This is a genomic window from Streptomyces sp. NBC_00442, assembly GCF_036014195.1.
Classification (GTDB): domain Bacteria; phylum Actinomycetota; class Actinomycetes; order Streptomycetales; family Streptomycetaceae; genus Streptomyces.
The window spans coordinates 5,927,338-5,948,989 of the sequence record NZ_CP107918.1; the positions used below are offsets into that span (position 1 = coordinate 5,927,338).

Here is a 21,652-nt window from a genome sequence, read left to right on the forward strand (position 1 = left end):
ACGCGGCGGTCATGGCCCGACCTCGCGGTCGCGCAACCCGTCCGGGTCGATGACCTCGCGGATCAGGCGCAGCTCGGCGGTGGTGGGCTCGCGGGTGGACGCGGGCCCGTCGAGGCCGGACAGCTCGAACGCCGTCGCCTCGCGCACCTCCTCGACCGTGACCCCCGGATGCAGCGACACCAGCCGCATCGTGTGGTCCGGCGTCGCGAAGTCGAAGACGCCGAGATCGCTCACCACGCGCGGGATGCGGTGGAAGCGGGTCGCGGAGGGGCCGGCGGCGGCCGCGCTGTCGTAGCCGACGCCGCAGATCATGTCGACCTTCGGCACGAAGACCCGCGTCGAATGCTTCGGCACCCAGTAACTCACGGGATTGTTGAGGGTGTTGACGGGGGCGCCACGCACCCCGAGGAGCTGGCGGGCGGGCCGGGACCAGTCGCCGATGCAGGAGATGTTCTGGTTGCCGAACCGGTCGATCTGGCTGGCGCCCATCATCACGTGCCGCCGGCCGCCGGTGACCATGGTCAGATGCCTGCGGTAGGGGAGCCAGCCCTCGGGTTCGCCGTCGAGCCCGACGAGCATCGCCTCGCCGTCGGTGAGGAGCAGGTCGGGCGCGAAGGTGCGCCGGGCGAGGCGGGCGCCGATCGACGGGATCGGGCCCATCGGGCTCGCGAGCACCTCCCCGTTGTCGCGCCAGGCCTCGGCGCAGGCGATCACGCAGTACTCGGCGCGCGTCACGCGCACGGCGTTCGTCGTCACGTCCGCTCCTTGTCGTGCCAGCTCCGCACCGCCGACTGGTAGGACTTCTCGTCGGGGCCGGCGAGGAAGCGTGCGGCGAACTCGGGCCAGGGCGTGGACGCGTACAGCCTCTGGAACGGCTCGTCGCGGCCGTAGTCGGGGGCGCAGGAGGTGAAGTGGGCGCCGCCGGGGCACTCGACGACGCCGGTGACGGCGTGCCGGGCGACCAGCAGGGACTGCGGCACCGCGTCCTTGAAGCCGTCCACGATCCGCTCGCACGAGACGTACGCGCTGTCGGCCGCCTCGCAGAACAGGTCGTCGAAGTACGGGTCGGGGCCGAGGTACTGGCCGTTGCCGAGCCGGTCGGCGCGGTTGAGGTGGACGAGCGCCGCGTCCATGCGCAGGGCGGGCATCGCCACGAACGTCTCGCCGTCCGCGTACGGCGAAGTGACGGTATGCAGACCCGGGTTGACCCGCATCACGTCGGAGCCGATGCCGGCGCGGACCGGCAGGAACGGCAGCCGGTTGGCGCCGGCGTGCAGGCCCCACATGAACATCGCCTCGTCGACCTCCGTCAGCTCGAAGGCCGCGGCCTGGCGGGCCGCGCGGAAGTGCGGCTCCAGGGGGACCGAGTCGAGCGTCACGAAGGGCGCGACCAGCTTGCGGATCCGTCCCGCGGCGGCGAGCAGGCCGACGTCGGGGCCGCCGTAGCAGATCACCGTGAGATCGGTGACGGGGGAGCGCAGCAGGGCGCGCACCAGGGCCATCGGTTTGCGACGCGAGCCCCAGCCGCCGATGCCGAGGGTCATGCCGCTGCTCAGGCGCGCGACGACGTCCTCGGGCGTCATGGTCTTGTCGGTCACCGCTGTCCCTCCTCGGTGGGGGCCCCACCGGATGTCGTCGCGCCGGCTCCCGCCGTCCCGAACGTGTCGCGCACGCGGTCCGCGACGCCGCTGAGGCCCGCCTCGAAGGTGAAGCCCTGCTCGAAGCGGTAGCTGCGGCGTACGTCGACGGGGTCGATGCCGTTGATGGCGGCCTTGGCGAGCCGGATGAGCGTGCCGTCCTTGCGGGCGATCTCGCGCGCCAACTCCATCGCCGCACCCAGGAGTTCATCGCGCGGGACGACCTTCCACACCGAGCCGTGGGTGTGCAGCTCGGCCGCCGTCACGGTGCGCGAGGTGTAGTACAGGGCGCGCATGAGGTGCTGGGGCACGAGACGGGCGAGATGGGTGGCGGCGCCCAGCGCGCCGCGGTCGAGCTCGGGCAGACCGAAGACGGCGTCCTCGCCCGCCACGATCGCGTCCGCGTTGCCGGCCAGGCCGATGCCGCCGCCCAGGCAGAACCCGCCGATCGCCGCGACGACCGGCACCTCGCACTCGTACACCGCGGCGAACGCCTCGAAGCAGCCCCGGTTCGCGCCGATGAGGGCCGTGTGACCGGGGTCGCGCTGCATCTCCTTGATGTCGACGCCCGCGTTGAAGCCGCGGCCCTCGGCGGCGAGCACCACGCAGCGGTTCTCGGGGTCGCGCCCGGCTGCGCGGACCGCGTCGGCGAGCTCGTACCAGCCCCGCACGGGAAGGGCGTTGACGGGCGGGAAGTCGACCGTGACGAGGCGGATGCCCTTGTCGGGGCTTGAGGTGGAGACACCCATGGGCGGATCAGCTACCTTTCCACCAAACATTTGTTAGGTGAGGAAGGTAGCGCGGATGGAGCTGACCGGGAAGGTGGTCGTCGTCACCGGCGGTACCCGGGGCGTGGGCGCGGGCATCGCGAAGGCGTTCCTCGGGGCGGGCGCGGACGTCGTGGTGTGCGCCCGCAGACCGCCCGGCGAACCGGTCGAACTCGGCGGCCGCACGGCCGAGTTCCGCCCGCTCGACCTGCGGGATCCCGCCGCCGTGCGGGCGTTCTTCGCGGAGGTCGCCGCCGACCACGGACGCCTGGACACGCTGGTCAACAACGCGGGCGGCACGCCCTACCGGCTGCTCGGCGAGAGCGAGGGCGAGGGCGAGGGCGAGGGTGAGGGCGAGGCCGAGCGCCATGCGCGGGTCGTCGAGCTGAACCTGGTGGCGCCGATGAGGGCCTCGCTCGCGGCCAGGGCCCAGCTGCGGGCCGCGCGCGGATCGGTCGTGATGATCGGGAGCGTGAGCGGGGTGCGGCCCTCGCCGGGCACGGCCGCGTACGGCGCGGCCAAGGCGGGCCTGGAGAACCTCGCGCGCTCGATGGCGGTCGAGTGGGCGCCCGAGGTGCGCGTCAACACGCTCGTCCTCGGAATGGTCCGCACCGAACGGAGCGCACTGCACTACGGCGACGCGGAAGGCGTCGCGCGCGTGGGGGAGACCGTGCCGCTCGGCCGGCTCGCCGAACCCGGGGAGATCGGGGCGGCCGCCGTCTTCCTCGCCTCCCCGAGCGCGTCCTACATCAGCGGCGCGTCCCTGCTCGTCCACGGCGGCGGCGAACGCCCCGCGTTCCTGGACGCGGCCACGGTCAACCGGCGTGACATCAACAAGCCCGAAGGAGACGGAAGATGAGCGGACTGTGCGAGGGGCGAGTCGTGATCGTGACGGGCGCCGGGCGGGGGCTGGGTCGCGCCCACGCGCTGGCCTTCGCCGAGCAGGGGGCGCGCGTCGTCGTCAACGACCTGGGGGTGGGGCCCGACGGGGCGGGGGCGTCGGGCGGCCCCGCCCAGGAGGTCGTGGAGGAGATCCGCGCGGCCGGCGGCGAGGCGGTGGCACACGGCGGCGACATCGCCACGGCCGACGGCGCCGCCTCGCTCGTCGCCACGGCCCTCGACGCGTTCGGCGCGCTGCACACCCTGGTCAACAACGCGGGCTTCCTGCGCGACCGGACGCTGATCAACCTCGACGAGGACGACTGGGACGCGGTGATGCGGGTCCACCTCAAGGGCCACTTCCTGCCTCTGCGGCACGCCGCCGCGCACTGGCGCGCCGAGGCGAAGGCGGGCCGCGAGATCGCCGCACGCGTGATCAACACCAGCTCCGGGGCCGGTCTGTTGGGCTCCGTCGGACAGGGCAACTACAGCGCCGCGAAGGCCGGCATCGTGGGGCTGACCCTGGTCGCGGCGGCCGAGATGGGCCGGTACGGCATCCAGGTCAACGCGATCGCCCCGGCGGCCCGCACCCGGATGACCGAGGGCACGTTCGCCGAGGCGATGGCCGCGCCCAGGGAGGCCGGAGCCTTCGACGCGATGGCCCCGGGCAACGTCTCGCCCCTGGTGGTGTGGCTGGGTTCGGCCGCGAGCGAGGGCGTCACCGGCCGGGTCTTCGAGGCGGAGGCGGGCCGCATCACCGTGATGGAGGGCTGGCGGCCCGGCCCGACCAGCGACAAGGGAGCCCGCTGGACCCCGCGCGAGGCGGGAGAGGCGGCCCTGAAGCTCCTCGCGCGGGCCGGAGCTCCGGGGGTGGCGTACGGGTCGCGCTAGGGGAGCGGACGCTCCGCCAGGGGAGCGGACGCTCCGCCAGGGGGGCGGACGCTCTGGGGTGGCCTCCCGCTTAACCCCCTGTGGCCCCTTCATTACGCAGGGGGCCGGTCGGGTTAACAAGGAGAAAAATCAACGGAGTTTACGTTGACGGCCGCCGCTCTACGCGCGTCATCATGGTGCGCATGAACATCCCCCCACGCATCAAAGCCATCAGCGGCGCCTTCGCCGTGGCCGCCGCGCTCCTCGCGGGCCCGACCGCCACCACCGCATCGGCCACCCCCACGGCCCCTCCCGCGGCACCCCTCGCCACGGCCCAGGTGGCCGTGAAGTCGGTCGGCAGCGTCTGCTCCTCGGCGCTGCCCTCCCAGGCCCACGACACCCTCGACCTGATCGCACGCGGCGGCCCGTTCCCGTACTCCCAGGACGGCGTCGTCTTCCAGAACCGCGAGGGCGTGCTGCCGAAGCAGAGCAGCGACTACTACCACGAGTACACCGTGATCACCCCGGGAGCGCCCACGCGCGGCACCCGGCGGATCATCACGGGCGAGAAGTCCCAGGAGGACTACTACACCGCCGACCACTACGTCACCTTCCGGCTGGTCGACTTCGGCTGCTGACCCGGCGGCCGTCGGCTCGGCGGCCGGCAGTCCAGCGGCCGTCAACCCGGCGGCCGACACGCATGGCGCGGCCCGCCCCGTCCCCCACGGACGGGGCGGGCCCTCGTGCGGATGCGGCCGCGGTACGCGGGCTCACTCCTCGCCGAAGCGCCGCCCCAGCGCCCCGCCCGCCGTCGAGTTGTGCACCGTGAACGCCACCGTGCCCGGCAGATAGCGGTCCTCGGACCACTCCACCGGGGTGCCCGCAGGGTCGGTGGAGCGGCGCCGCTCGCGCAGGAGCGCGTCACCCGCCCGGCAGCCGAGCAGCGCCGCGTCGTCCGTGTCGGCGTGACCCACGTCGATGGTGTGCCGGGCATCGGTGAACAGGACCCCGCGCAGCTCCAGTTGACGGGAGTGCGACACCTCGTCGGGTGCCAGCTGCGCCACCAGACGCCCGACCCGCTCCGGGTACGTCGAACGCTCCACCATCACCGGCTCGCCCGACAGCGTCCGTACCCGGAGGACCCGGAACACCCCGGTGCCGGACGGGAGGTGGAGCTGACCGGCCTCCTCCGCCGTGGCCTCGCCCGGCTCCACGGCCACCGTCAGGCCGCCCGGCTCCTCGCCGAGCGAACGGGCCCACCGCGCGAAGGAGCGCAGCTCCGCGAAGCTCTGCAGCCGGGCCGCGCCGCCCAGGACCACCCGGCGGGCGCCGCGCCGCGACGTCACCAGACCGTCGGCCCGCAGCGACGCCAGCGCCTGGCGGACCGTGCCCCGGGACACGCCGTAGCGGCGGGCGAGCTCCTCCTCGGCGGGCAGCCGCGCGCCCGAACCGTACTCGCCCGCCGCGATCGCGCTCCGCAGGTCCCCCGCCACCTTCCGGTGCAGCGGCGACTTCCCGGCCACCCCGGCCTCCTCAACTGCCGATCAGCGAGCGGAGCAGGGCGAGGTCCGCCTCCTCCAGGCTGGCCAGCACCGTGCGGCCCCGGGCGGGTCCGATCGGCTCCACCGACGGCACCGCCAGCACCACGCAGCCCGCCGCCTCCGCCGAGGCCACGCCCGTCGCGGTGTCCTCGACGGCGACACAGCGCGCCGGGTCCGCGCCGAGCGCCGCGGCCGCCGCGAGATACGGGTCGGGGGCCGGCTTGGTGCGTGCCGTGTCCTCGGCCCCGTACACCGCGTCGAAGCGGTGGCCGCCGAGCGACATCGCGACCCCGCGCACGACCGCGCTCGGCGACGCCGACACCAGCGCCGTCGGCACGCCCGAATCGCTCAGCGCCCGCAGGAGGCGCAGGGCGCCCGGCCGCGGCTCGGCGCCGTCCGCCAGGCGGGCCGTGAAGTCCGCGCCCAGCTCCGCCGCCAGGTCCTCGCGCCGGGCGCCCAGCGACGCGTGAAGCAGCCCGGCCGTGTCCCGCACCGAGCGCCCGTACACCGAGCGGCGCTCCTCGCCGGCCAGCGCGTGCCCGTGGCGGGCCGCGACCTGCTCGACGACCTCCACCCAGGTCTCCTCGGTGTCGACGAGGGTGCCGTCCATGTCGAACAGGACCGCCCGCAGCCCGCTCACGCCGCCTCACCGGCCGCCAGCACGGGACGCGGCCGCGGCCGTACGGTGACGCCCGCGCCCGCGCCGAGCGACCCCGCGGCGTGCGAGGGCAGGTCGGCCTTGACCTCGGTGCCGTCCGCGAGGCGAATGCTCAGGCGGGTGCTCGCACCGTGGAAGGAGGAGGCCGTCACCGTGTCGGGGCCGCCCTCCGTGACCTCCAGGGCCTCCGGGCGCAGCAGGAACACCGAGCCGTTCGCCGATCCGTCCGCGCGGCCGTCGGCCGGGCGATCGACCGGAAGGCGCACGCCCAGCACCTCGGCGAGACCGTCGGAGGTCACCGTGCCGGGGACGCGGTTCATCGTCCCGATGAACGACGCCACGAACGCGGTCGCCGGACGGTCGTACAACTCGGCGGGCGCCGCGCACTGTTCGAGCCGGCCGCCGCGCATCACCGCGACCTTGTCCGCCATCGAGAGGGCCTCCTCCTGGTCGTGGGTGACGAAGACGGTGGTGATCCCGAGCTCCCGCTGAAGGCGCCGGATCTCCTCACGCAACTGCACGCGGACCTTGGCGTCAAGGGCGGAGAGCGGCTCGTCGAGGAGCAGCAGCCTCGGCCGGAGGGCGAGCGCGCGGGCCAGTGCCACCCGCTGCTGCTGGCCGCCGGACAGCTGGTGCGGGAAGCGCCCGCCGTGCTCGGGCAGGCCGACAAGGTCCAGCAACTCCGCCGCACGTGCCCGGCGTTGGGGCGCCGCGACCTTACGCATCCGCATGCCGAACGCCACGTTGTCGGCGGCGTTCAGATGCGGGAAGAGGCTGTAGGACTGGAAGACCATGCCGGTGTCGCGCCGGTTGGCCGGCACCGGCACGATGTCCTCGCCGTCGAGCAGCACCTCGCCCGCGTCGGGCCGTTCGAAGCCCGCGAGGACGCGAAGCGCGGTGGTCTTGCCGCAGCCCGACGGCCCGAGCAGCGCCAGGAGTTCACCCGGCGCGACGTCGAGGTCGAGCCCGTCGAGGGCCACGGCGGACCCGAAGGCGCGGCGCAGGCCCCGGATGGTGAGGGCGGTGCCGGTGCGCGGCGGTGCGGTGGTCATCGGACGGCTTCCTTCCTGCGAGTGGTACGTGTGGTGCGGGTGGTGCGCGTGTGTGCGGATGAGGCGAGGGGGCGGGTGGTGCGGGCCGGACGGCCGGTGGCGCCGCGGGTACGGGCGAGGCCCGTCACGACGAGCAGCAGTCCCCACGTGAGCAGCAGGCTGAGCAGCGAAACCGCCACCGACAGCTGGGCGTTCGCCCCGGAGGCCTGCACGATCCACACCGCGAACGGCTGGAACCCGAGCAGCGAAGCCACCGTGAACTCGCCGAGCACCAGGGCCAGCGCCAGGAACGAGGCGTTGAGCAGCGCGGTGCGCAGATTGGGCAGGACGACCGCGAACAGCGCCCGCGGCCAGGACGCGCCCAGATCGCGGGCCGCCTCCACCAGGGTGCGCACCTCCACGGCCCGCAGGCCCGCGTCCAGGGAGCGGTACACGAACGGCAGCGCCATCACGACGTACGCGAAGACCAGGACCAGCGGGAACGACGGGTTCTGGATCGCCACGAACGTCTCGTACAGCGGGGTAGTCGCCAGGTGGTCGGGACCCCATTTCAGGACCGTGCCCAGACCCGCGACCAGCGCGACCGGGGGCACCACGAGCGGCAGGGTGCACACCACTTCGAGCGCCGCCCGCAGCCGGCCCGAGCCCGAAAGGCGCACCGCGAGCGCGGCCGGCACCGTCAGGAACAGGGCGAGCGCCACGGTGGCCAGGGCCAGGCCCAGCGACCTGAGCAGGGCCGCGGTGAATCCGTCGGCGGCGAAGATCTGCGTGTACGAGCCGAGGGTGAAGCCCTGGCCCGGCACGTCCACCGTGAACACCAGGGAGGCGAGCAGCGGCACCGCGAAGTAGGCCCCCGCGACGAGCAGGACCGCGCCGCGCCACGGGCGCGGGGGATGGGTCAGGCGAGCCATCGGGCGCTCCTTCGCTGAAGCGGCAGGTGCACGGCCATCACCAGCAGGGCGATGATCACCATGTCGAGGCTGAGCGCGAGCGCCACGTTCTCCTGTCCGACCAGGACGTTGCCGGACAGCGCGTCCGCGATCTGCAGGGTCACCAGCGGCACCGAACTGCCCACCATCGAGGCGGCCGTGGCATACGCGGCGAACGCGCTGCCGAACAGCAGCACGAAGCCGCCGAGCAGGGTGGGCAGCAGCACCGGGATGCCGACGTGGCGCCAGTACTGCCAGGCGCTCGCCCCGCTGTTCTGGGCGGCCTCGCGCCACTGCGGGCGCAGCCCGTCCAGGGCCGGCGCCACGGTGAGGACCATCAGCGGAACGAGGAAGTAGAGATAGGTCAGGGCCAGGCCCCAGAAGCTGTAGAGGCTCCAGCCGTGGTCGGTCAGGCCCAGCTCGGTGGTGAGGACGCCCGCGTTGCCGAGCGTGGCCACGAAAGCGAAGGCCAGCGGTACGCCGCCGAAGTTGGCGAGCACCCCCGAGGCGGTGAGCACGGCTTCGCGCAGCGCCGTGCCGCGCGAGGTCACGACGGCCTGCGCGAGCAGAAGGCCCAGCACGGCGGCGATGGCCGCGGTGGTGGCCGAGAGCTTCACGCTGCCGAGCAGAGCGGTCCGGTAGGCGCCGTGCACGGACTGGCTCATGGTGGCGAGCCCGTACGCGCCGTCGACGGACAGCGCGCCGTTCAGCATGGCGAGGGCCGGCAGGCCGAAGGCGAGCGCGACGAAGGCGAGCAGCGGGAGCGCGGCGAGCCAGGCGCCGGGCCGTCTGCGGCTCCGGCGCCCCTTCGGCCGTTCAACTGCCGTCGTGGTGCGAGGCGTTGATGTGATGGAGATCGTCATGATGGAGTGATCAGCCCGAGATCGCCTTGGCCCAGCCGCCCGCGAGGGTCGTCTTGGCCTTGGTGTTCTGCGCCTCGGTGGGGAAGGCGGGGGTGCCGGAGACCTGCGGGAGCTTGGCCGCCGCGGTCCTGTCGAGCGTGCCGTCCTTGTCCATGGCGGCCATGAGCGCGGGGCGGGCGTACCCCTTGAGCCACAGGTTCTGGCCCTCGGCGGAGTACAGGTACTCCTGCCACAGGCGGGCGGCCGCCGGGTGCGGGGCGTCCTTGTTGACGGCCTGCGAGTAGTACTGCGCGTAGACGCCGTCGGTGGGGACCGCGGTCTTCCAGTCGAGGCCCTTGCCCCTGAACTGGTCGGCGTAGCCGGCGTTCAGGTAGTCCCAGTCGATGCTGATCGGGGTCTCGCCCTTCTCGACCGTGGCCGGGGTCGACTCGACCGGGTTGTAGTTGCCGGCCTTCTTCAGCTTGGCGAAGAAGTCCAGGCCGGGCTGGATGTCGTCGAGCGAGCCGCCGTTGGCCAGCGACGCCGCGTACACCCCGGCGAAGGCCGAACCGGACTTGGTGGGGTTGCCGTTCAGCGCGACCTGGCCCTTGTACTCGGGCTTGAGGAGATCGGCGAACGTCGTCGGGCACACCTTGACGCGCTTGGCGTCGCAGCCGATGGACACGTAGCCGCCGTAGTCGTTGAACCAGCGGCCCCGCGGGTCCTTCTGCGCCGCGGGGATCTTGTCGAAGCCCTCGACCTCGTACGGGGCGGTCAGGCCCTGGTCACCCGCGGACTGCGCGAACGAGGCGCCGAGGTCGAGGACGTCGGGGGCGCGGTCCTGGCCCTTGCGGGTCTTGACCGCGTTGATCTCGTCGGCGCTGGTGCCGTCCGGGTTCTCGACGGCGACCCTGATGCCGTACTTCTTCGTGAAGCCGTCGATGAGCGCGCCGTAGTTCGCCCAGTCGCGCGGGATGGCGATCGCGTTGAGCGTGCCCTCCTTCTTCGCGGCGGCGATCAGCGCGTCCATGCCGCCCGCGTCTTTCGCGGAGGTGGCGGCCGCGGGGCTCTTGCCGCCCTTGGCGCCGTCGGCCGCGCTGGTCGAGGCGTCGGACTTGGCACCGCAGGCGGCGAGGGCGAGCGCGGAGGCGGCCAGGGTCGCGGCGAGGGCCGCGGGGCGGAGGCGGGGGATCACGGGAGCTCCAAGTTGTACGGACAACTGTTGTGCAGACAGACCCATTACGAGGGGGGTGGGTGTCGGCCCGGTGAACGCGGGGCGGCGCGCGCGAAGCCCTTGCCAGGCTTTCCCGGACCCCGCCCCCTGGGGCTCCGCGCCAGCCCCCGTTCGCGCCTTGAGAGCGCTCGTCCTCAGTCGCCGGACGGGCTGGGATGTCCATGCGGGCCGGCACCGAGTAGCCAGGGGCGCGGGGAACTGCGCGAGACGCGGGCACGGTCCGCACCCGAAAGCCGGCCGTTCAAGGGGCGCGGGGAACTGCGCGGGAAGCGGGCACGGTTCGCAGGCGAGGCGAGGCGAGGCGAGGCGAGGCGAGGGCCGGGTTGGGGGCGGGGGCGGGGGCGGGGGCTATTGGATGTCCAGGGGCAGGGTCATGACGACCTGCCAACCCCCCTCACCCCCCGGCCCCGCCACAAGCTCACCCCCCATCGCCAAGACCCGCTCCGCGAGTCCCACGAGGCCGAAGCCGCCGCCGCGGGCCTGGGCGGCGAGGGGAGCCGCGTGCGAGCCGTCGTCGGTGACGCGCACGTCGAGGCCGCGGCCACCCCCGGTCCCGCGGATCGCGACGCGTACGCCCGTCGCGTCCGCCGCGTGCTTGCGGGCGTTGGTGAGGGATTCGCGCACCACCCGGTGGGCGAGGGCGGCCGCGTCGCCGGGCAGCCGCTCCTCCAGGCCGGGCTCCACGTAGAGGGTGACGGGGGGCCCGGCCTGGGAGAAGCGGGCGGTGAGTTCGCGGATCTGGGCGATGCCGGCCACCGGCTCGGTCTTCGGCTCGCCCTCGCGCAGCACCCGTACCAGGCGGCGCATCGCGCCGAGCGCCTCGCTGCCCGCCTCCTCGATGCGGGCGAAGGACTCGGCGGCGCGTTCGCCCGTGACCGAGGTGTAGCGGGCGGCCTGCGCCTGGACGACGATGCCGGTGACATGGTGGGCGACCAAGTCGTGCAGTTCGTGGGCGAGTTCGAGGCGTTCGGCGGTGCGGACGGCTTGCAGGTCGCGTACCCGCTGGCCCGACTGGGCGCGCAGGAGCAGCGAGTACGCGCTGACCACGACGGCCAGGACGGCGAAGAGCAGGGTGAAGCGGCCGGGGTCGGCGTCGCGGACCGGCACGGCCACGCAGCCGAGTCCGAGGACCGGGCCGAGGAGCGCGGCGGTGCGGGCGGGGGCGTACAGCAGGACGGAGGAGAGCAGGACCAGGAGCGCGATCGCCTCGCCCATGCCCCAGACGATCTCGGGCCGGTCGGCGAGGAGCAGGACGGTCGCGGTCCAGCTGAGGGCGGCCGCGGTCCAGGCCCGGGGCACGAGCGGGAACCTCGCCCAGGGCACCGCGCACAGGCAGACGGCGATGCCCGCGCTCCACACGATGGCGTGCGGCCGGGTGGGCTGGCGGGCCAGGGCCACGCCTTCGTAGGTGACGAGGGCGACGAGAACGGCGGCGAGCAGTGGGCGTGCGGTGGCCGCGGTGCGGGGATGGCGGCGCAGCCAGCTGCGTACGGGGCTCATGGGTGGCTCATGCGGCGTTCGTGGCGAGTCCGCTCTCCCAGGCCCAGGCGGCGATCTCGACGCGGTTGCGGGCGCCGAGTTTGCCCTGGACGTTGGCGAGGTGGGTCTTGACGGTGGACAGCGAGACGTACAGTTCGCGGGCGATCTCGGCGTTGGTCGCGCCACGGGCCAGGCAGCGCACCACGTCGCGTTCGCGTTCGGTGAGGGGCTCGGCCGGTGCGCGGACGCCTTCGGCGGGGCGGGCCGATGCGAGCTCTTTCAGGAGGCGCACGGTGATGGCGGGCGAGACGAGGGAGTCGCCGGCGGCCGCGGCGCGTACCGCCTCGACGAGCATTTCGGGGCTCGCGTCCTTGAGGAGGAAGCCACTGGCTCCGCCGTGCAGGGCCGCGTGGACGTATTCGTCGAGGTCGAAGGTGGTGCAGATGACGATGTGGGGCCGGTCGCGGCCGGCCAGGCGGCGGGTGACCTCGAGCCCGTCGAGGCCCGGCATGCGGATGTCGAGGAGCAGTACGTCGGGCTGGAGGCGCTCGACGGCTTCGAGGGCGGCGTTCCCGTCGTCGACGTCGGCGACGACGTCGAGATCGTCCCTGCTCTCCAGGATCATGCGGAATCCGGTCCTGACCATTTCCTGGTCGTCCGCGATGACCACCCTGATCGACATGCCCCTATATGAGCAGGTTTGGCCGGGCGTCCGCAAATGCGGGACGCCCGGCCGGGCCGGGCGAGCGGCCCCGGGGCGGGGGCGGCGCTAAAGCGTCGAGGCCGCCTGGGCTATGGCGGAGGCGAAGGTCGAGACCTCGGAGTAGACGCCGGGGTAGCCGGGCTCGGCGCATCCGTTGCCCCAGCTCACGATGCCGACCTGGATCCAGGCGCCCGCGTCGTCCTTGCGGAACATGGGGCCGCCGGAGTCGCCCTGGCAGGTGTCGACGCCGCCCTGGGCCACGTAGCCGGCGCAGATCTCGTCGCTCGGGACCAGGTCGCCGCCGTACGCCTGCTGGCACTGGGCGTCCGAGACAAAGGGGACGGTCGCCTTGTAGAGGTAGCGCTGCTGGCCGCCGCCCTCGCTGCGGGCGCCCCAGCCGGCGATGGTGAAGGTGCCGCTGTTGTAGGCGGTGCTGGTGGCGATCTTGAGGGTGGGCTGGTTGATGGGCTTGGCGAGCTTGATCAGCGCCCAGTCCTTGCCCTTGCCGTTGTAGCCGGGGGCCTGGAGGACCTTGGTGGACTTCACCTTGACCGCGCTCGAACTCTGCAGGTCGACGACGCCGCCGGTGGCGGTGATGGAGGTGTTGGCGCCGCTCCCGTCGACGCAGTGGGCGGCGGTGAGGACGATCTGCTGCGTGTAGAGCGCGCCGCCGCAGCCCATGGAGAGCCGGACCATGAACGGGAACTCGCCCTGTGCGGCGCGGGTGCCGCCGACCACGGGCCGGGGTGAGGCCGGGGACGCGGTCGACGCGAGGGCGTCGGTGGCGGGCAGGGAGACGGTGGCGGCGAGGACGGCCGTGACGGTCAGGCATCTGCGCAGCGCTCGCATGATCTTCTTCAACTGACTGCCTCTCGTGGGGGGTTGGCTGTCGGTGACGCACGGACATGGCCCCGATATGTCATGGGCGCGTCAATGCGTTGCGGGGATTATGGGGAGGCCTCCCCACCCCTCACAAGGGCCACTTTCCGGCCAGCGCCCGCACAGGTCGGCAGAGGACCGGCGCCCTTACAGTGGAATCGGGTCCGCGGTACGGAACGGGTCGGCACGGAAGTGATCGGTACGGGGCGGAACGGATCGGTACTGGGTGGTTCGGAACGGATCGGTACGGGGCGGTACGGAACGGGGGTGACGGCGTGGGCACGTCGAGCCCGGTCGTGCACGGCTATCCACATCTCGCCACGGTGCGCGCGGCCATCACGGCGCTGCACAAGCGCCTGTCCTTCGACGGGCTCCAGGGGTACGCGACCAGCGTGCTCCCCGCCGACGTCGCCTTCGACGACCACGAGGACCTGCACCTGGGCGCCCAGCGGGTGGCCCGCGCGCTCGTCCAGCACCTGCGCCTTCCCGACGCCCGGATGATCGTGGGGTACCGCGAGATGCAGCACGCGGCCGGCGTCGAACTGGCCGCCGGGCCCGAGTACTTCATCGAGCTGAACAACCGCTTCCGCACCCACCGAAGGGACATCGGGGCGGCCCTCGCGCACGAGATCACCCACGTGCTGCTGCACCGCCTGGACCTGACGTTCCCCGGCACCCGCGACAACGAGATCCTCACCGACACCGTGACGACGTACCTGGGCGCGGGCTGGCTGCTGCTCGACGCGTTCCGCGAGGACGGGGTCTCCAGCCAGAAGCTGGGCTATCTGACGCCGGAGGAGTTCGGATACGTCCTGGCCAAGCGGGCCGGGCTGTTCGGCGAGGACCCCTCGCCCTGGTTCACCAGCCCGCAGGCGTACCCCGCGTACGCGGCGGGCGCGGCCCTGGCACGGCGGGAGGCCCAGCAGCCTCCGCTCGTCGCGGCGGGCTGGTCGGGGCGACGGCGCTACGCGAAGGACCGGCGGTGCGCCCAGGAACACGGCGGTACCCGGGCAGGGCCCGGCTCCCCCTACTCCTTCGAGTCCGGCCCGGACGGGTTGCGGGTGTCCTTCGCCTGCCCGACCTGCTGCCAGCGGATTCGGGTGGGGGTGCGGGGGCGGGTCCGGGTGCGGTGCGGGGTGTGCGGCGGGGTACAGGACTGCGACACCTAGCCCCCACACCCCGCGCCCCCCCCCAACCCCGCTTTCGTGTGCGGCCCGTGCACGGTTGCCCGCGCAGTTCTCCGCGCCCCTGAGGTATCCGGTGCCGGGCGGCATGGGCCACCTCAGCCTGTCATGGGGGTCCCCCCTGCTCATTAAGAGCTTGGGGGAGGGTGGGAAAGCGCGTTGGGGTCTGGGGCGGAGCCCAGGGAGGAGGGGGTCGGGGAACCGTTAGTCCAAGACGTTCCGCCGCTTTGTCCATGGGCACACCCACCCCCCGCGGAACAACGTGGTCCGCACACCCAAGCCCCCACCACAAGGAGCGCGCGCGTGAACCCCGAACAGCACGGGCCGAAGCGGAGGACCGTCGTCGCGGTCACCGCCCTCGCCGGAGCCGGCGCCGCCCTGGGCATCCCCGCACCGGCGCTCGCCGCCGGCCCGACGCCGGGGGAGACGGTGCTGCGCTCCGCCGGCCTCGACGTCCGCGTCGCCACCACCTTCCCGCGCATCGTGTCGTACACCGACCAGGCCACCGGCGCCGTCCTGCACGGCCAGGAGGACACCGTCACCGTCGTGCTCATCGACGGCGCCCCGCACACCCCCCGGGTGACCTCGATCCCGTCCCGCGACCGCATCGCGTACACCCTCGCCTTCGACGGCGGCACCCGCATCGGCGTGGAGATCCGCGTGAGCGGCCACCGCGTCGACTGGCGCGTCACCCGCATCGACGACACCCCGGCCCTGCGCGTCGGCACCCTCCAGATCCCCGGCCTCGCCCTGCTGTCCGTCCGCAGCGATCAGCCCGGAGCCCAACTCCTGGCGGCGCAGCTCCAGTTGGACAAGGCGAAGAGCGGCGACACCCTCGTCGAGCCCACCGCCGCCTCCGCCCCCGACGCCCAGCCCATCGGCTGCGCCTACGCCGTCCTCGCCCACCACGCGCTCGGCGGCGCCGTCGAGACCAACACCGTCTACGACAACCCCGCCGACACCCCCGGCGCCACCTGGGAGAACGGCCGGCTCTGGCGCCAGACCCTGAAACGGGACGGCTACGTCAAGACGCAACTAGCCCCCGGCCAGTGGACCCACCGCGCCGCGACCGCCCCCACCGGCGCCACCGAGCCCCTGCCGTACGCCACCGTCATCGTCACCGGAGACCGCAACAAGGACGGCGTCGTCGACTGGCAGGACGCCGCCATCGCCTTCCGCGACATCATGGTCGAGCCCCTCGGCGCCGACACCCAGCACCTGCGGGTCGTCCCGCACATCCCCTACAACTTCGCCTCGCAGGCCACCAACCCGTTCCTCACCACCCTCGACAACGTCAAGCGCGTCTCGCTGGCCACCGACGGACTGCGCCAGTACACCCTGCTCAAGGGCTACCAGTCGGAGGGCCACGACTCCGCCCACCCCGACTACGCAGGCAACTACAACCAGCGCGCGGGCGGCCTCGCCGACCTCAACTCCCTGGTGCGCGAGGGCAAGAAGTGGAACAGCGACTTCGCCGTCCACGTCAACGCCACCGAGTCCTACCCGGTCGCCCACGCCTTCTCCGACACCCTCGTCGACAAGAACAACCCCCAGTGGGACTGGCTCGACCAGTCCTACCGCATCGACCAGCGCCGCGACCTCGTCTCCGGCGACATCATCAAGCGCTTCGCCGCCCTGCGCCGCGACGCCGACCCCGCGCTCGACGCGCTCTACCTCGACGTGTTCCGCGAATCGGGCTGGACCTCCGACCGGCTCCAGCGCGCCCTGCGCGACCAGGGATGGCTCGTCGCCTCCGAATGGGGCCACGGCCTGGAACGCTCCTCGCTGTGGTCGCACTGGGCCAACGAGACGGACTACGGTCCCGACACCTCGCGCGGCATCAACTCCCGGCTGATCCGCTTCATCCGCCACCACCAGAAGGACGTCTTCGCCAACAAGTGGCCCACCCTGCTCGGCCACGCCCACATGGGCAACTTCGAGGGCTGGACCGGGAAGACCGACTGGAAGACGTTCTACGACCTGATCTGGACGGAGTCGCTGCCCGCGAAGTACCTCCAGGCCCACCCCATCGAGCGCTGGACCGACCACGAGGTCACCTTCGCCGGCCCCACCGCGACCTCGGTCAGCGACGTCACCGGCGCGCGCCGCATCACCACGGACGGCCGCCTCGTCTACGACGCCGGCACTTACCTCCTGCCGTGGGAGCCCCGCAACGCCACCGACCCGGCGAAGCTCTACCACTACAACCCCGCTGGAGGCAGCACCAGTTGGCGTCTTCCGCGCGGCTGGTCGGGCCTGCGTACGGTGGCCCTCTACCGGCTCACCGACCAGGGCCGGGCGCACGTCGCCGACCTCCCCGTCCGCGCCGGCGGCGTGACGATCCCCGACGCGGCGGCCGGACAGCCCTACGTCGTCCACCGCACCCGCGCCCGCGCCCAGGGCGATCCGGCCTGGGGCCAGTTCACCCCCGTGCACGACCCCGGGTTCCACTCGGGAACACTCGACGGATGGCAGGTGACCGGCGCCGCGCGGGTCGCCCTCAACGCGCTCGGCGACTACGAACTCGTCCTGCCCGCAGGGGAACCGGCCACCGTCGGCCAGCGCCTCGCCCGTCTCGCACCCGGCACGTACCGCGCCTCCGTGCAGGTCGAGGTCGGCGAGAAGGCGGGGGAGCGGCGCCGGGCCGCGCTCGACGTCCGCACGGCCGACGGCGTCACCGCCACCAACTGGACCGACACCTCCACCGCGGTCAACTACGTGGCCGCCGACCGCAAGCACGACTCCCGATTCCAGCGCATGTCGGTCCCCTTCACGGTGCCCGCGGGCGGCGGCCCGGTCACCCTCACGCTGCGGGCCGGCGCGGGCGCGGCCCGGGTCCGCTTCGACAACGTACGCGTCGTACGCGCCGAGCCGACCGCCAAGCCCGGCACGATCGCCTACGAGGACTTCCAGCACGTGCCGTCCGGCTGGGGCCCCTTCGTCAAGGGCGACGCGGGCGGCTCCACCGACCCCCGCACCCACATCGCCCAGCGGCACGCGCCGTTCACCCAGCGGGGCTGGAACGGCAAGGCGGTCGACGACGTCGTCGACGGCACGGAGTCGCTGAAGTCGCGGGGCGAGAACGACGGGCTCGTCTATCGCACGGTCGACCACACCGTCCGCTTCCGGGCCGGGCGGCGCTACCGGGTCTCCTTCCGGTACGAGAACGAGAAGGCCGGCCAGTACGCCTGGATCACGGCCGTCGACGAACCGGCGCCGCGCGAGCTGAGCCGGGTCGCGCTGCCGGTCGCGACCGAACCCACCTTGTTCTCCTACGAGTTCACCGCCCCGGCGGCCGGGGTGGCCTGGGTCGGCCTGCGGAAGGTGGGCGACGACGGGGTGGCGGAATTCATCCTGGACACCTTCGAATCCCGCGAACTGTAACGCTGGGGGCGCCGGAGTCGGGCACCCCCAACCCCCCCCGGGACTCCGCCCCGGACCCCGTATCGCGCGTTTTCCCACCCACCTCCCGTGCGGCGGGGTTGGCGACGGCCAGGCTCCCCGGGGCTCCGCCCCGGACCCCGTATCGCGCCTCAAGGGCGCTCGTCCTCAAACGCCGGACAGGCTGAGGTGGCCTCTGCGGCCCGGCACCGAGCAGTCCGCCGAGCCGAGGATGTCCGCGCCGGCCGTCACCGGATAGTCAGGGGCGCGGGGAACTGCGCGAGCAACCACGCACGGCCCGCAGCCGAACCGAGGTCTTCAAGGGGCGCGGGGAACTGCGCGAGAAGTGGGCACGGTCCGCACACGAAGGCGGGTCAAGGGGCGCGGGGAATGCGGAGCAAGTCCGCACGGCCCGCGCCCGCAAGCGAGCCGGGTTCCGGGGCCTGGGACCGGCCCCCCCCGGGACTTGGCCGGGGTCAGGTGCCCAGGGTGAGGCCCGCCGGGTCGTGCGCTTCGTCCAGTTCGAGCACCCACACCTCATTACCCCCCGCCCCCAACACCGCCCCCGGCACATACAGCCCCCGCTGCGGCCCAACCCCCCAGTACCGCCCCACGCAGAACCCGTTCACCCACACGAACCCCCGCCCCCACCCCGGCAGCCGCAGCCACGCGAAATCCGCGTCGGACGCCGACGCCGGCAGGTCGAGCCGGCCCCGGTACAGGCCGGTCGTACCGGACGACGTCGGCGGCACCTCGCCGAGGGGGAGCTTCGCCACCGCGCCAGGGACGGAGAGCGCGTCCAGGCGCAGTCCCCGCGCCCGCACCCCGTGCAGATACTGCCGCTCGTGCAGCACCCCGCCCGTGATGCCCTTCGACTCCCCGCCGCGCGGCCCGTAGTTGACCCGCCCCAGCGACTCCACCCACATCTCGACCTCCGCCCCGCCCGGCACCGGGTCCGCGAGCGTCGCGTCCTCGCTGTCCAGGACGCCCGCGCGTACCCCGTCGACGTACACCGTCGCCACGTCGCGCAGCCCCAGCACGCCCAGCGGGTACGGCTGCCGCCCGCCGGGCACGTCCAGGCGGTAGCGGACCAGGCCACGGTCCACGTCGAGCTCCTCGAACGTGGGCGGCACCGGCGACTCGCTCTCCTCGCCGCCCAGGACGTCCACGACGTCGGAGAGGGAGGTCCAGCCCTCCCACGTCGCACCGAACGAACCCGTCAACAATGCTGGTTCCGGCGGAAGTCGAGGAAGGGAGTCGGCACCGTTGTCCTGGTGGGCGGCCAGCGCCTCGCGGAAGAGCCAGAACTTCTCCGTGGGCCGGCCCGCCTCGTCGACCGGCGCGTCGTAGTCGTACGACGTCGCCGTCGGCTCCAGCGCCCCCACATGCAGATCACCGGCCCGGTTCGCACCCGACCAGCCCGCGAAGTTGGTGCCGCCGTGCGCCATGTAGATGTTCACCGACGCCCCGCACGCGAGGATCTCGCGCAGCGTCTCCGCAGCGTCGGCCGCGTCCCGCACCACGTGCTCCGCACCCCAGTGGTCGAACCAGCCGCACCAGAACTCCATGCACATCAGCGGCCCCGACGGCTGATGGCGGCGCAGGACCTCGAAGCCCTCGCGCGCCCGGCCGCCGAAGTTCGCCGTGGCGAGGACACCCGGCAGCGAACCCCCGGTCAGCATGTGGTCCTCGGGCCCGTCCGAGGTGAACAGCGGCACCGTGATCCCGCAGTCGTGCAGCAGGTCGGCCAGGTGACGCAGATAGCCCCGGTCGGTGCCGTAACTGCCGTACTCGTTCTCCACCTGCACCATCAGCACGGGACCGCCCCGGTCGATCTGCCGCTCGGCGACCTGGGGGAGCAGCGCACGGAACCACCGGTTCACATGCACCAGGTACTCGGGGTCGTCCGTGCGCGCCCGCCGCCCGAGGCGGCCCGTCAGCCAGTGCGGCAGCCCCCCGTTCTCCCACTCGGCGCAGATGTAGGGCCCAGGCCGCACGATCGCCCACAGGCCCGCCTCCCGCGCGGCGTCCAGGAACCGGCCGAGCGCGGCCACGTCGTGGTAGCGGCCGAGGAACGGCTCGTGCAGATTCCACGGCACGTACGTCTCGACACAGTTCAGGCCCATCGCCCGCAGCATCGCGAGGCGGTGCCCCCACTGTGCCTCGTGCACCCGGAAGTAGTGCAGCGCCCCCGAAAGGAGCCGCACCGGCCGCCCGTCGAGCAGAAAGTCCTCGTCCCCCACCGTGAAGTCGGCCACCGGTCAGCCCCGCCCATCTCTCTCGATCGCTACGCCGGGCCACTCTCGCCCCCTGGCGCGGCACCGGTCCATGGACAAAGATCGGCGCTGATTGGACGCAAGGGGGACGGCAGAGAACGGAAAGCGGCATGTATCACACCTGGATGCGGTATTTCACCCCGAGTCCGGCCCATCATCGGCTCGGCCTGGTCTGCCTCGGCGTGGGACTGCAGCACGGCGCGCTGCCCACCGTCGGACCCCGCACCCTCGACCACCACGTCGCCGTCGTCATCGGCGCCGGCAGCGGCTGGTTCCGCGGCGCCGACGGCCGCCGCGTCCCCGTCACCGCGCCCGCCCTGATCTGGCTCACCCCCGGCGTGCCCCACCACTACGGCCCCGACCCGGTCACCGGCTGGGACGAGTCCTTCGTCGACTTCGCCGGGCCCGCCACCACCACGTACACCGAACTCGGCTACATCGACCCGGACCGGCCCGTCGTCCCGCTCAGCGACACCGTCGCCGCCCGCGCCGCCGTCGGCCGCATCGCCAGGGCCGCCCGCCGCGGCAACCCCCTCCTGGAGGTGGAGACCGCCGCCGCCGTCCACGAACTGCTCGTCGCGCTGCGCCGCGCCCGCGCCGACGTCGCGCCCGACGGCGACCCCGTCCTCGACGCCCTGGCCCGCGACGCCTTCCAGCCCCTTTCGGTGGCCGAACACGCGGCCCGGCACGGCATGACCCCCGCCGAGCTGCGCACCGCGGTGCGCAGAGCCGCCGGATGCAGCCCCAAGGACTACCTCCTCGGCATCCGCCTCGGCCGCGCCAAGGAACTCCTCGCCGTCACCGAACTGCCGGTCGCCGCCGTCGCCCGCCGGGTGGGCTACGACGACCCCGCCTACTTCTCCCGCCTGTTCACCCGGCGTGTCGGCATCGCACCCGTGCGCTTCCGCGAGCAGCAGGGCCGGGCCGTCCCCGGTGGCTGGAGCAGCAGGATCCCGGATCCTGAACACCCGCCGACCATCGCGGGCCACGCCACGTAAGCTCGACGACCATGACCACGATCGACCCCTCCGTGCAAGCAGAGCTCTCCCGGCTCCGCGACAGCATCGACAACATCGACGCCGCCGTCGTGCACATGCTGGCCGAGCGCTTCAAATGCACCCAGCAGGTCGGCCACCTCAAGGCCGAGCACCGGCTTCCCCCGGCCGACCCCTCCCGCGAAGCCGAGCAGATCGCCCGCCTGCGCCGCCTCGCCGAGAGCGCCAAACTCGACCCTGCCTTCGCCGAGAAGCTCCTCAACTTCATCATCGCCGAGGTCATCCGCCACCACGAGACGATCGCCAACTCCGGCTGACCCGGCCCACCGCACAGACCTCACCGCAC

Annotated in this window: 20 protein-coding genes; 7 read left to right on the forward strand and 13 right to left on the reverse strand. The window is 73.1% G+C overall.

Features of this window, described 5'->3' with window-relative positions; all coding sequences use genetic code 11:
- Window positions 1-9: 9 nt before the first annotated feature.
- The 3 genes from OG432_RS26565 to OG432_RS26575 are packed head-to-tail and all read right to left on the reverse strand — an operon-like array spanning window position 10 to window position 2,386.
- Window positions 10-756: a CoA-transferase subunit beta gene (locus OG432_RS26565; protein ID WP_328313486.1), complete on the reverse strand. Its 747-nt coding sequence runs from the start codon at window positions 754-756 to the stop codon at window positions 10-12.
- Entirely contained in the window at window positions 753-1,598 is an 846-nt protein-coding gene (locus OG432_RS26570; RefSeq protein ID WP_328313487.1) for a CoA transferase subunit A, read from the reverse strand. The genes OG432_RS26565 and OG432_RS26570 overlap by 4 nt, the downstream gene beginning before the upstream one ends.
- Window positions 1,595-2,386, reverse strand: coding sequence for an enoyl-CoA hydratase family protein (locus tag OG432_RS26575; protein WP_328313488.1), 792 nt, complete (start codon window positions 2,384-2,386; stop codon window positions 1,595-1,597). Before OG432_RS26575 ends, OG432_RS26570 begins: the two co-directional genes overlap by 4 nt.
- Before the next feature lie 55 nt (window positions 2,387-2,441).
- Here OG432_RS26575 and OG432_RS26580 point away from each other — a divergent pair, with 55 nt between their 5' ends.
- The 3 genes from OG432_RS26580 (at window position 2,442) to OG432_RS26590 (ending at window position 4,791) form a co-directional block, all read left to right on the forward strand.
- Window positions 2,442-3,263: an SDR family oxidoreductase gene (locus tag OG432_RS26580; protein ID WP_328313489.1), complete on the forward strand. Its 822-nt coding sequence runs from the start codon at window positions 2,442-2,444 to the stop codon at window positions 3,261-3,263.
- Window positions 3,260-4,174: an SDR family oxidoreductase gene (locus OG432_RS26585; RefSeq protein WP_328313490.1), complete on the forward strand. Its 915-nt coding sequence runs from the start codon at window positions 3,260-3,262 to the stop codon at window positions 4,172-4,174. The genes OG432_RS26580 and OG432_RS26585 overlap by 4 nt, the downstream gene beginning before the upstream one ends.
- Before the next feature lie 182 nt (window positions 4,175-4,356).
- Window positions 4,357-4,791 (forward strand): ribonuclease, encoded by a 435-nt coding sequence (locus OG432_RS26590; protein ID WP_328313491.1) that lies wholly within the window; start codon window positions 4,357-4,359, stop codon window positions 4,789-4,791.
- Between the two features lie 132 nt (window positions 4,792-4,923).
- Here the strand turns inward: OG432_RS26590 and OG432_RS26595 are convergent, their stop codons facing one another.
- From OG432_RS26595 to OG432_RS26635, 9 genes are all read right to left on the reverse strand, one after another.
- The gene (locus tag OG432_RS26595; protein WP_328313492.1) at window positions 4,924-5,676 is read right to left on the reverse strand and encodes a GntR family transcriptional regulator; all 753 of its coding nucleotides are present in this window, start codon (window positions 5,674-5,676) and stop codon (window positions 4,924-4,926) included.
- A gap of 10 nt (window positions 5,677-5,686) precedes the next feature.
- The gene (locus OG432_RS26600; RefSeq protein WP_328313493.1) at window positions 5,687-6,334 is read right to left on the reverse strand and encodes an HAD family hydrolase; all 648 of its coding nucleotides are present in this window, start codon (window positions 6,332-6,334) and stop codon (window positions 5,687-5,689) included.
- Window positions 6,331-7,404, reverse strand: a complete 1,074-nt coding sequence (locus OG432_RS26605) for an ABC transporter ATP-binding protein (RefSeq protein ID WP_328313494.1) — start codon at window positions 7,402-7,404, stop codon at window positions 6,331-6,333. Before OG432_RS26605 ends, OG432_RS26600 begins: the two co-directional genes overlap by 4 nt.
- On the reverse strand, window positions 7,401-8,315 hold the full coding sequence (locus OG432_RS26610; RefSeq protein ID WP_328313495.1) for an ABC transporter permease: 915 nt from the start codon (window positions 8,313-8,315) through the stop codon (window positions 7,401-7,403). Before OG432_RS26610 ends, OG432_RS26605 begins: the two co-directional genes overlap by 4 nt.
- Window positions 8,303-9,196: an ABC transporter permease gene (locus OG432_RS26615; RefSeq protein ID WP_328313496.1), complete on the reverse strand. Its 894-nt coding sequence runs from the start codon at window positions 9,194-9,196 to the stop codon at window positions 8,303-8,305. Before OG432_RS26615 ends, OG432_RS26610 begins: the two co-directional genes overlap by 13 nt.
- Window positions 9,197-9,206: 10 nt before the next feature.
- A complete protein-coding gene (locus OG432_RS26620; protein ID WP_443058465.1) occupies window positions 9,207-10,370 on the reverse strand; it encodes an ABC transporter substrate-binding protein in 1,164 nt (387 codons plus the stop codon).
- Window positions 10,371-10,757: 387 nt separating this feature from the next.
- On the reverse strand, window positions 10,758-11,909 hold the full coding sequence (locus tag OG432_RS26625) for a sensor histidine kinase (protein WP_328313497.1): 1,152 nt from the start codon (window positions 11,907-11,909) through the stop codon (window positions 10,758-10,760).
- Between the two features lie 7 nt (window positions 11,910-11,916).
- Entirely contained in the window at window positions 11,917-12,570 is a 654-nt protein-coding gene (locus OG432_RS26630; protein WP_328313498.1) for a response regulator transcription factor, read from the reverse strand.
- An 87-nt stretch (window positions 12,571-12,657) separates the two neighbouring features.
- Entirely contained in the window at window positions 12,658-13,452 is a 795-nt protein-coding gene (locus tag OG432_RS26635) for a S1 family peptidase (RefSeq protein WP_328313499.1), read from the reverse strand.
- Window positions 13,453-13,745: 293 nt separating this feature from the next.
- Here OG432_RS26635 and OG432_RS26640 point away from each other — a divergent pair, with 293 nt between their 5' ends.
- Together OG432_RS26640 and OG432_RS26645 are read left to right on the forward strand one after the other, a co-directional pair.
- Complete coding sequence (locus OG432_RS26640) at window positions 13,746-14,639, forward strand: hypothetical protein (RefSeq protein WP_328313500.1); 894 nt, start codon at window positions 13,746-13,748, stop codon at window positions 14,637-14,639.
- Between the two features lie 318 nt (window positions 14,640-14,957).
- A complete protein-coding gene (locus tag OG432_RS26645; protein ID WP_328313501.1) occupies window positions 14,958-18,038 on the forward strand; it encodes an endo-alpha-N-acetylgalactosaminidase family protein in 3,081 nt (1,026 codons plus the stop codon).
- Window positions 18,039-18,511: 473 nt separating this feature from the next.
- Here OG432_RS26645 and OG432_RS26650 read toward each other — a convergent pair whose 3' ends face one another.
- Window positions 18,512-20,293 carry a glycoside hydrolase family 35 protein gene (locus tag OG432_RS26650; RefSeq protein ID WP_328313502.1) on the reverse strand — a complete coding sequence of 594 codons (1,782 nt, stop codon included), beginning with the start codon at window positions 20,291-20,293 and terminating at the stop codon, window positions 18,512-18,514.
- A gap of 128 nt (window positions 20,294-20,421) precedes the next feature.
- On the opposite strand from OG432_RS26650, the gene OG432_RS26655 reads away from it, so the two are divergent.
- Together OG432_RS26655 and OG432_RS26660 are read left to right on the forward strand one after the other, a co-directional pair.
- A complete protein-coding gene (locus tag OG432_RS26655) occupies window positions 20,422-21,309 on the forward strand; it encodes a helix-turn-helix domain-containing protein (RefSeq protein ID WP_328313503.1) in 888 nt (295 codons plus the stop codon).
- Window positions 21,310-21,320: 11 nt separating this feature from the next.
- Window positions 21,321-21,623, forward strand: coding sequence for a chorismate mutase (locus OG432_RS26660; RefSeq protein ID WP_267053774.1), 303 nt, complete (start codon window positions 21,321-21,323; stop codon window positions 21,621-21,623).
- The last annotated feature ends 29 nt before the right edge of the window (window positions 21,624-21,652 follow it).

Excerpts from the sequence above, each read along its gene's own strand:
- OG432_RS26575 (WP_328313488.1), bottom strand. The coding sequence starts at position 2,386 with ATGGGTGTCTCCACCTCAAGCCCCGACAAGGGCATCCGCCTCGTCACG.
- OG432_RS26580 (WP_328313489.1), top strand. The coding sequence starts at position 2,442 with ATGGAGCTGACCGGGAAGGTGGTCGTCGTCACCGGCGGTACCCGGGGC.
- OG432_RS26585 (WP_328313490.1), top strand. The coding sequence starts at position 3,260 with ATGAGCGGACTGTGCGAGGGGCGAGTCGTGATCGTGACGGGCGCCGGG.
- OG432_RS26590 (WP_328313491.1), top strand. The coding sequence starts at position 4,357 with ATGAACATCCCCCCACGCATCAAAGCCATCAGCGGCGCCTTCGCCGTG.
- OG432_RS26605 (WP_328313494.1), bottom strand. The coding sequence starts at position 7,404 with ATGACCACCGCACCGCCGCGCACCGGCACCGCCCTCACCATCCGGGGC.
- OG432_RS26610 (WP_328313495.1), bottom strand. The coding sequence starts at position 8,315 with ATGGCTCGCCTGACCCATCCCCCGCGCCCGTGGCGCGGCGCGGTCCTG.
- OG432_RS26615 (WP_328313496.1), bottom strand. The coding sequence starts at position 9,196 with ATGACGATCTCCATCACATCAACGCCTCGCACCACGACGGCAGTTGAA.
- OG432_RS26625 (WP_328313497.1), bottom strand. The coding sequence starts at position 11,909 with ATGAGCCCCGTACGCAGCTGGCTGCGCCGCCATCCCCGCACCGCGGCC.
- OG432_RS26630 (WP_328313498.1), bottom strand. The coding sequence starts at position 12,570 with ATGTCGATCAGGGTGGTCATCGCGGACGACCAGGAAATGGTCAGGACC.
- OG432_RS26655 (WP_328313503.1), top strand. The coding sequence starts at position 20,422 with ATGTATCACACCTGGATGCGGTATTTCACCCCGAGTCCGGCCCATCAT.
- OG432_RS26660 (WP_267053774.1), top strand. The coding sequence starts at position 21,321 with ATGACCACGATCGACCCCTCCGTGCAAGCAGAGCTCTCCCGGCTCCGC.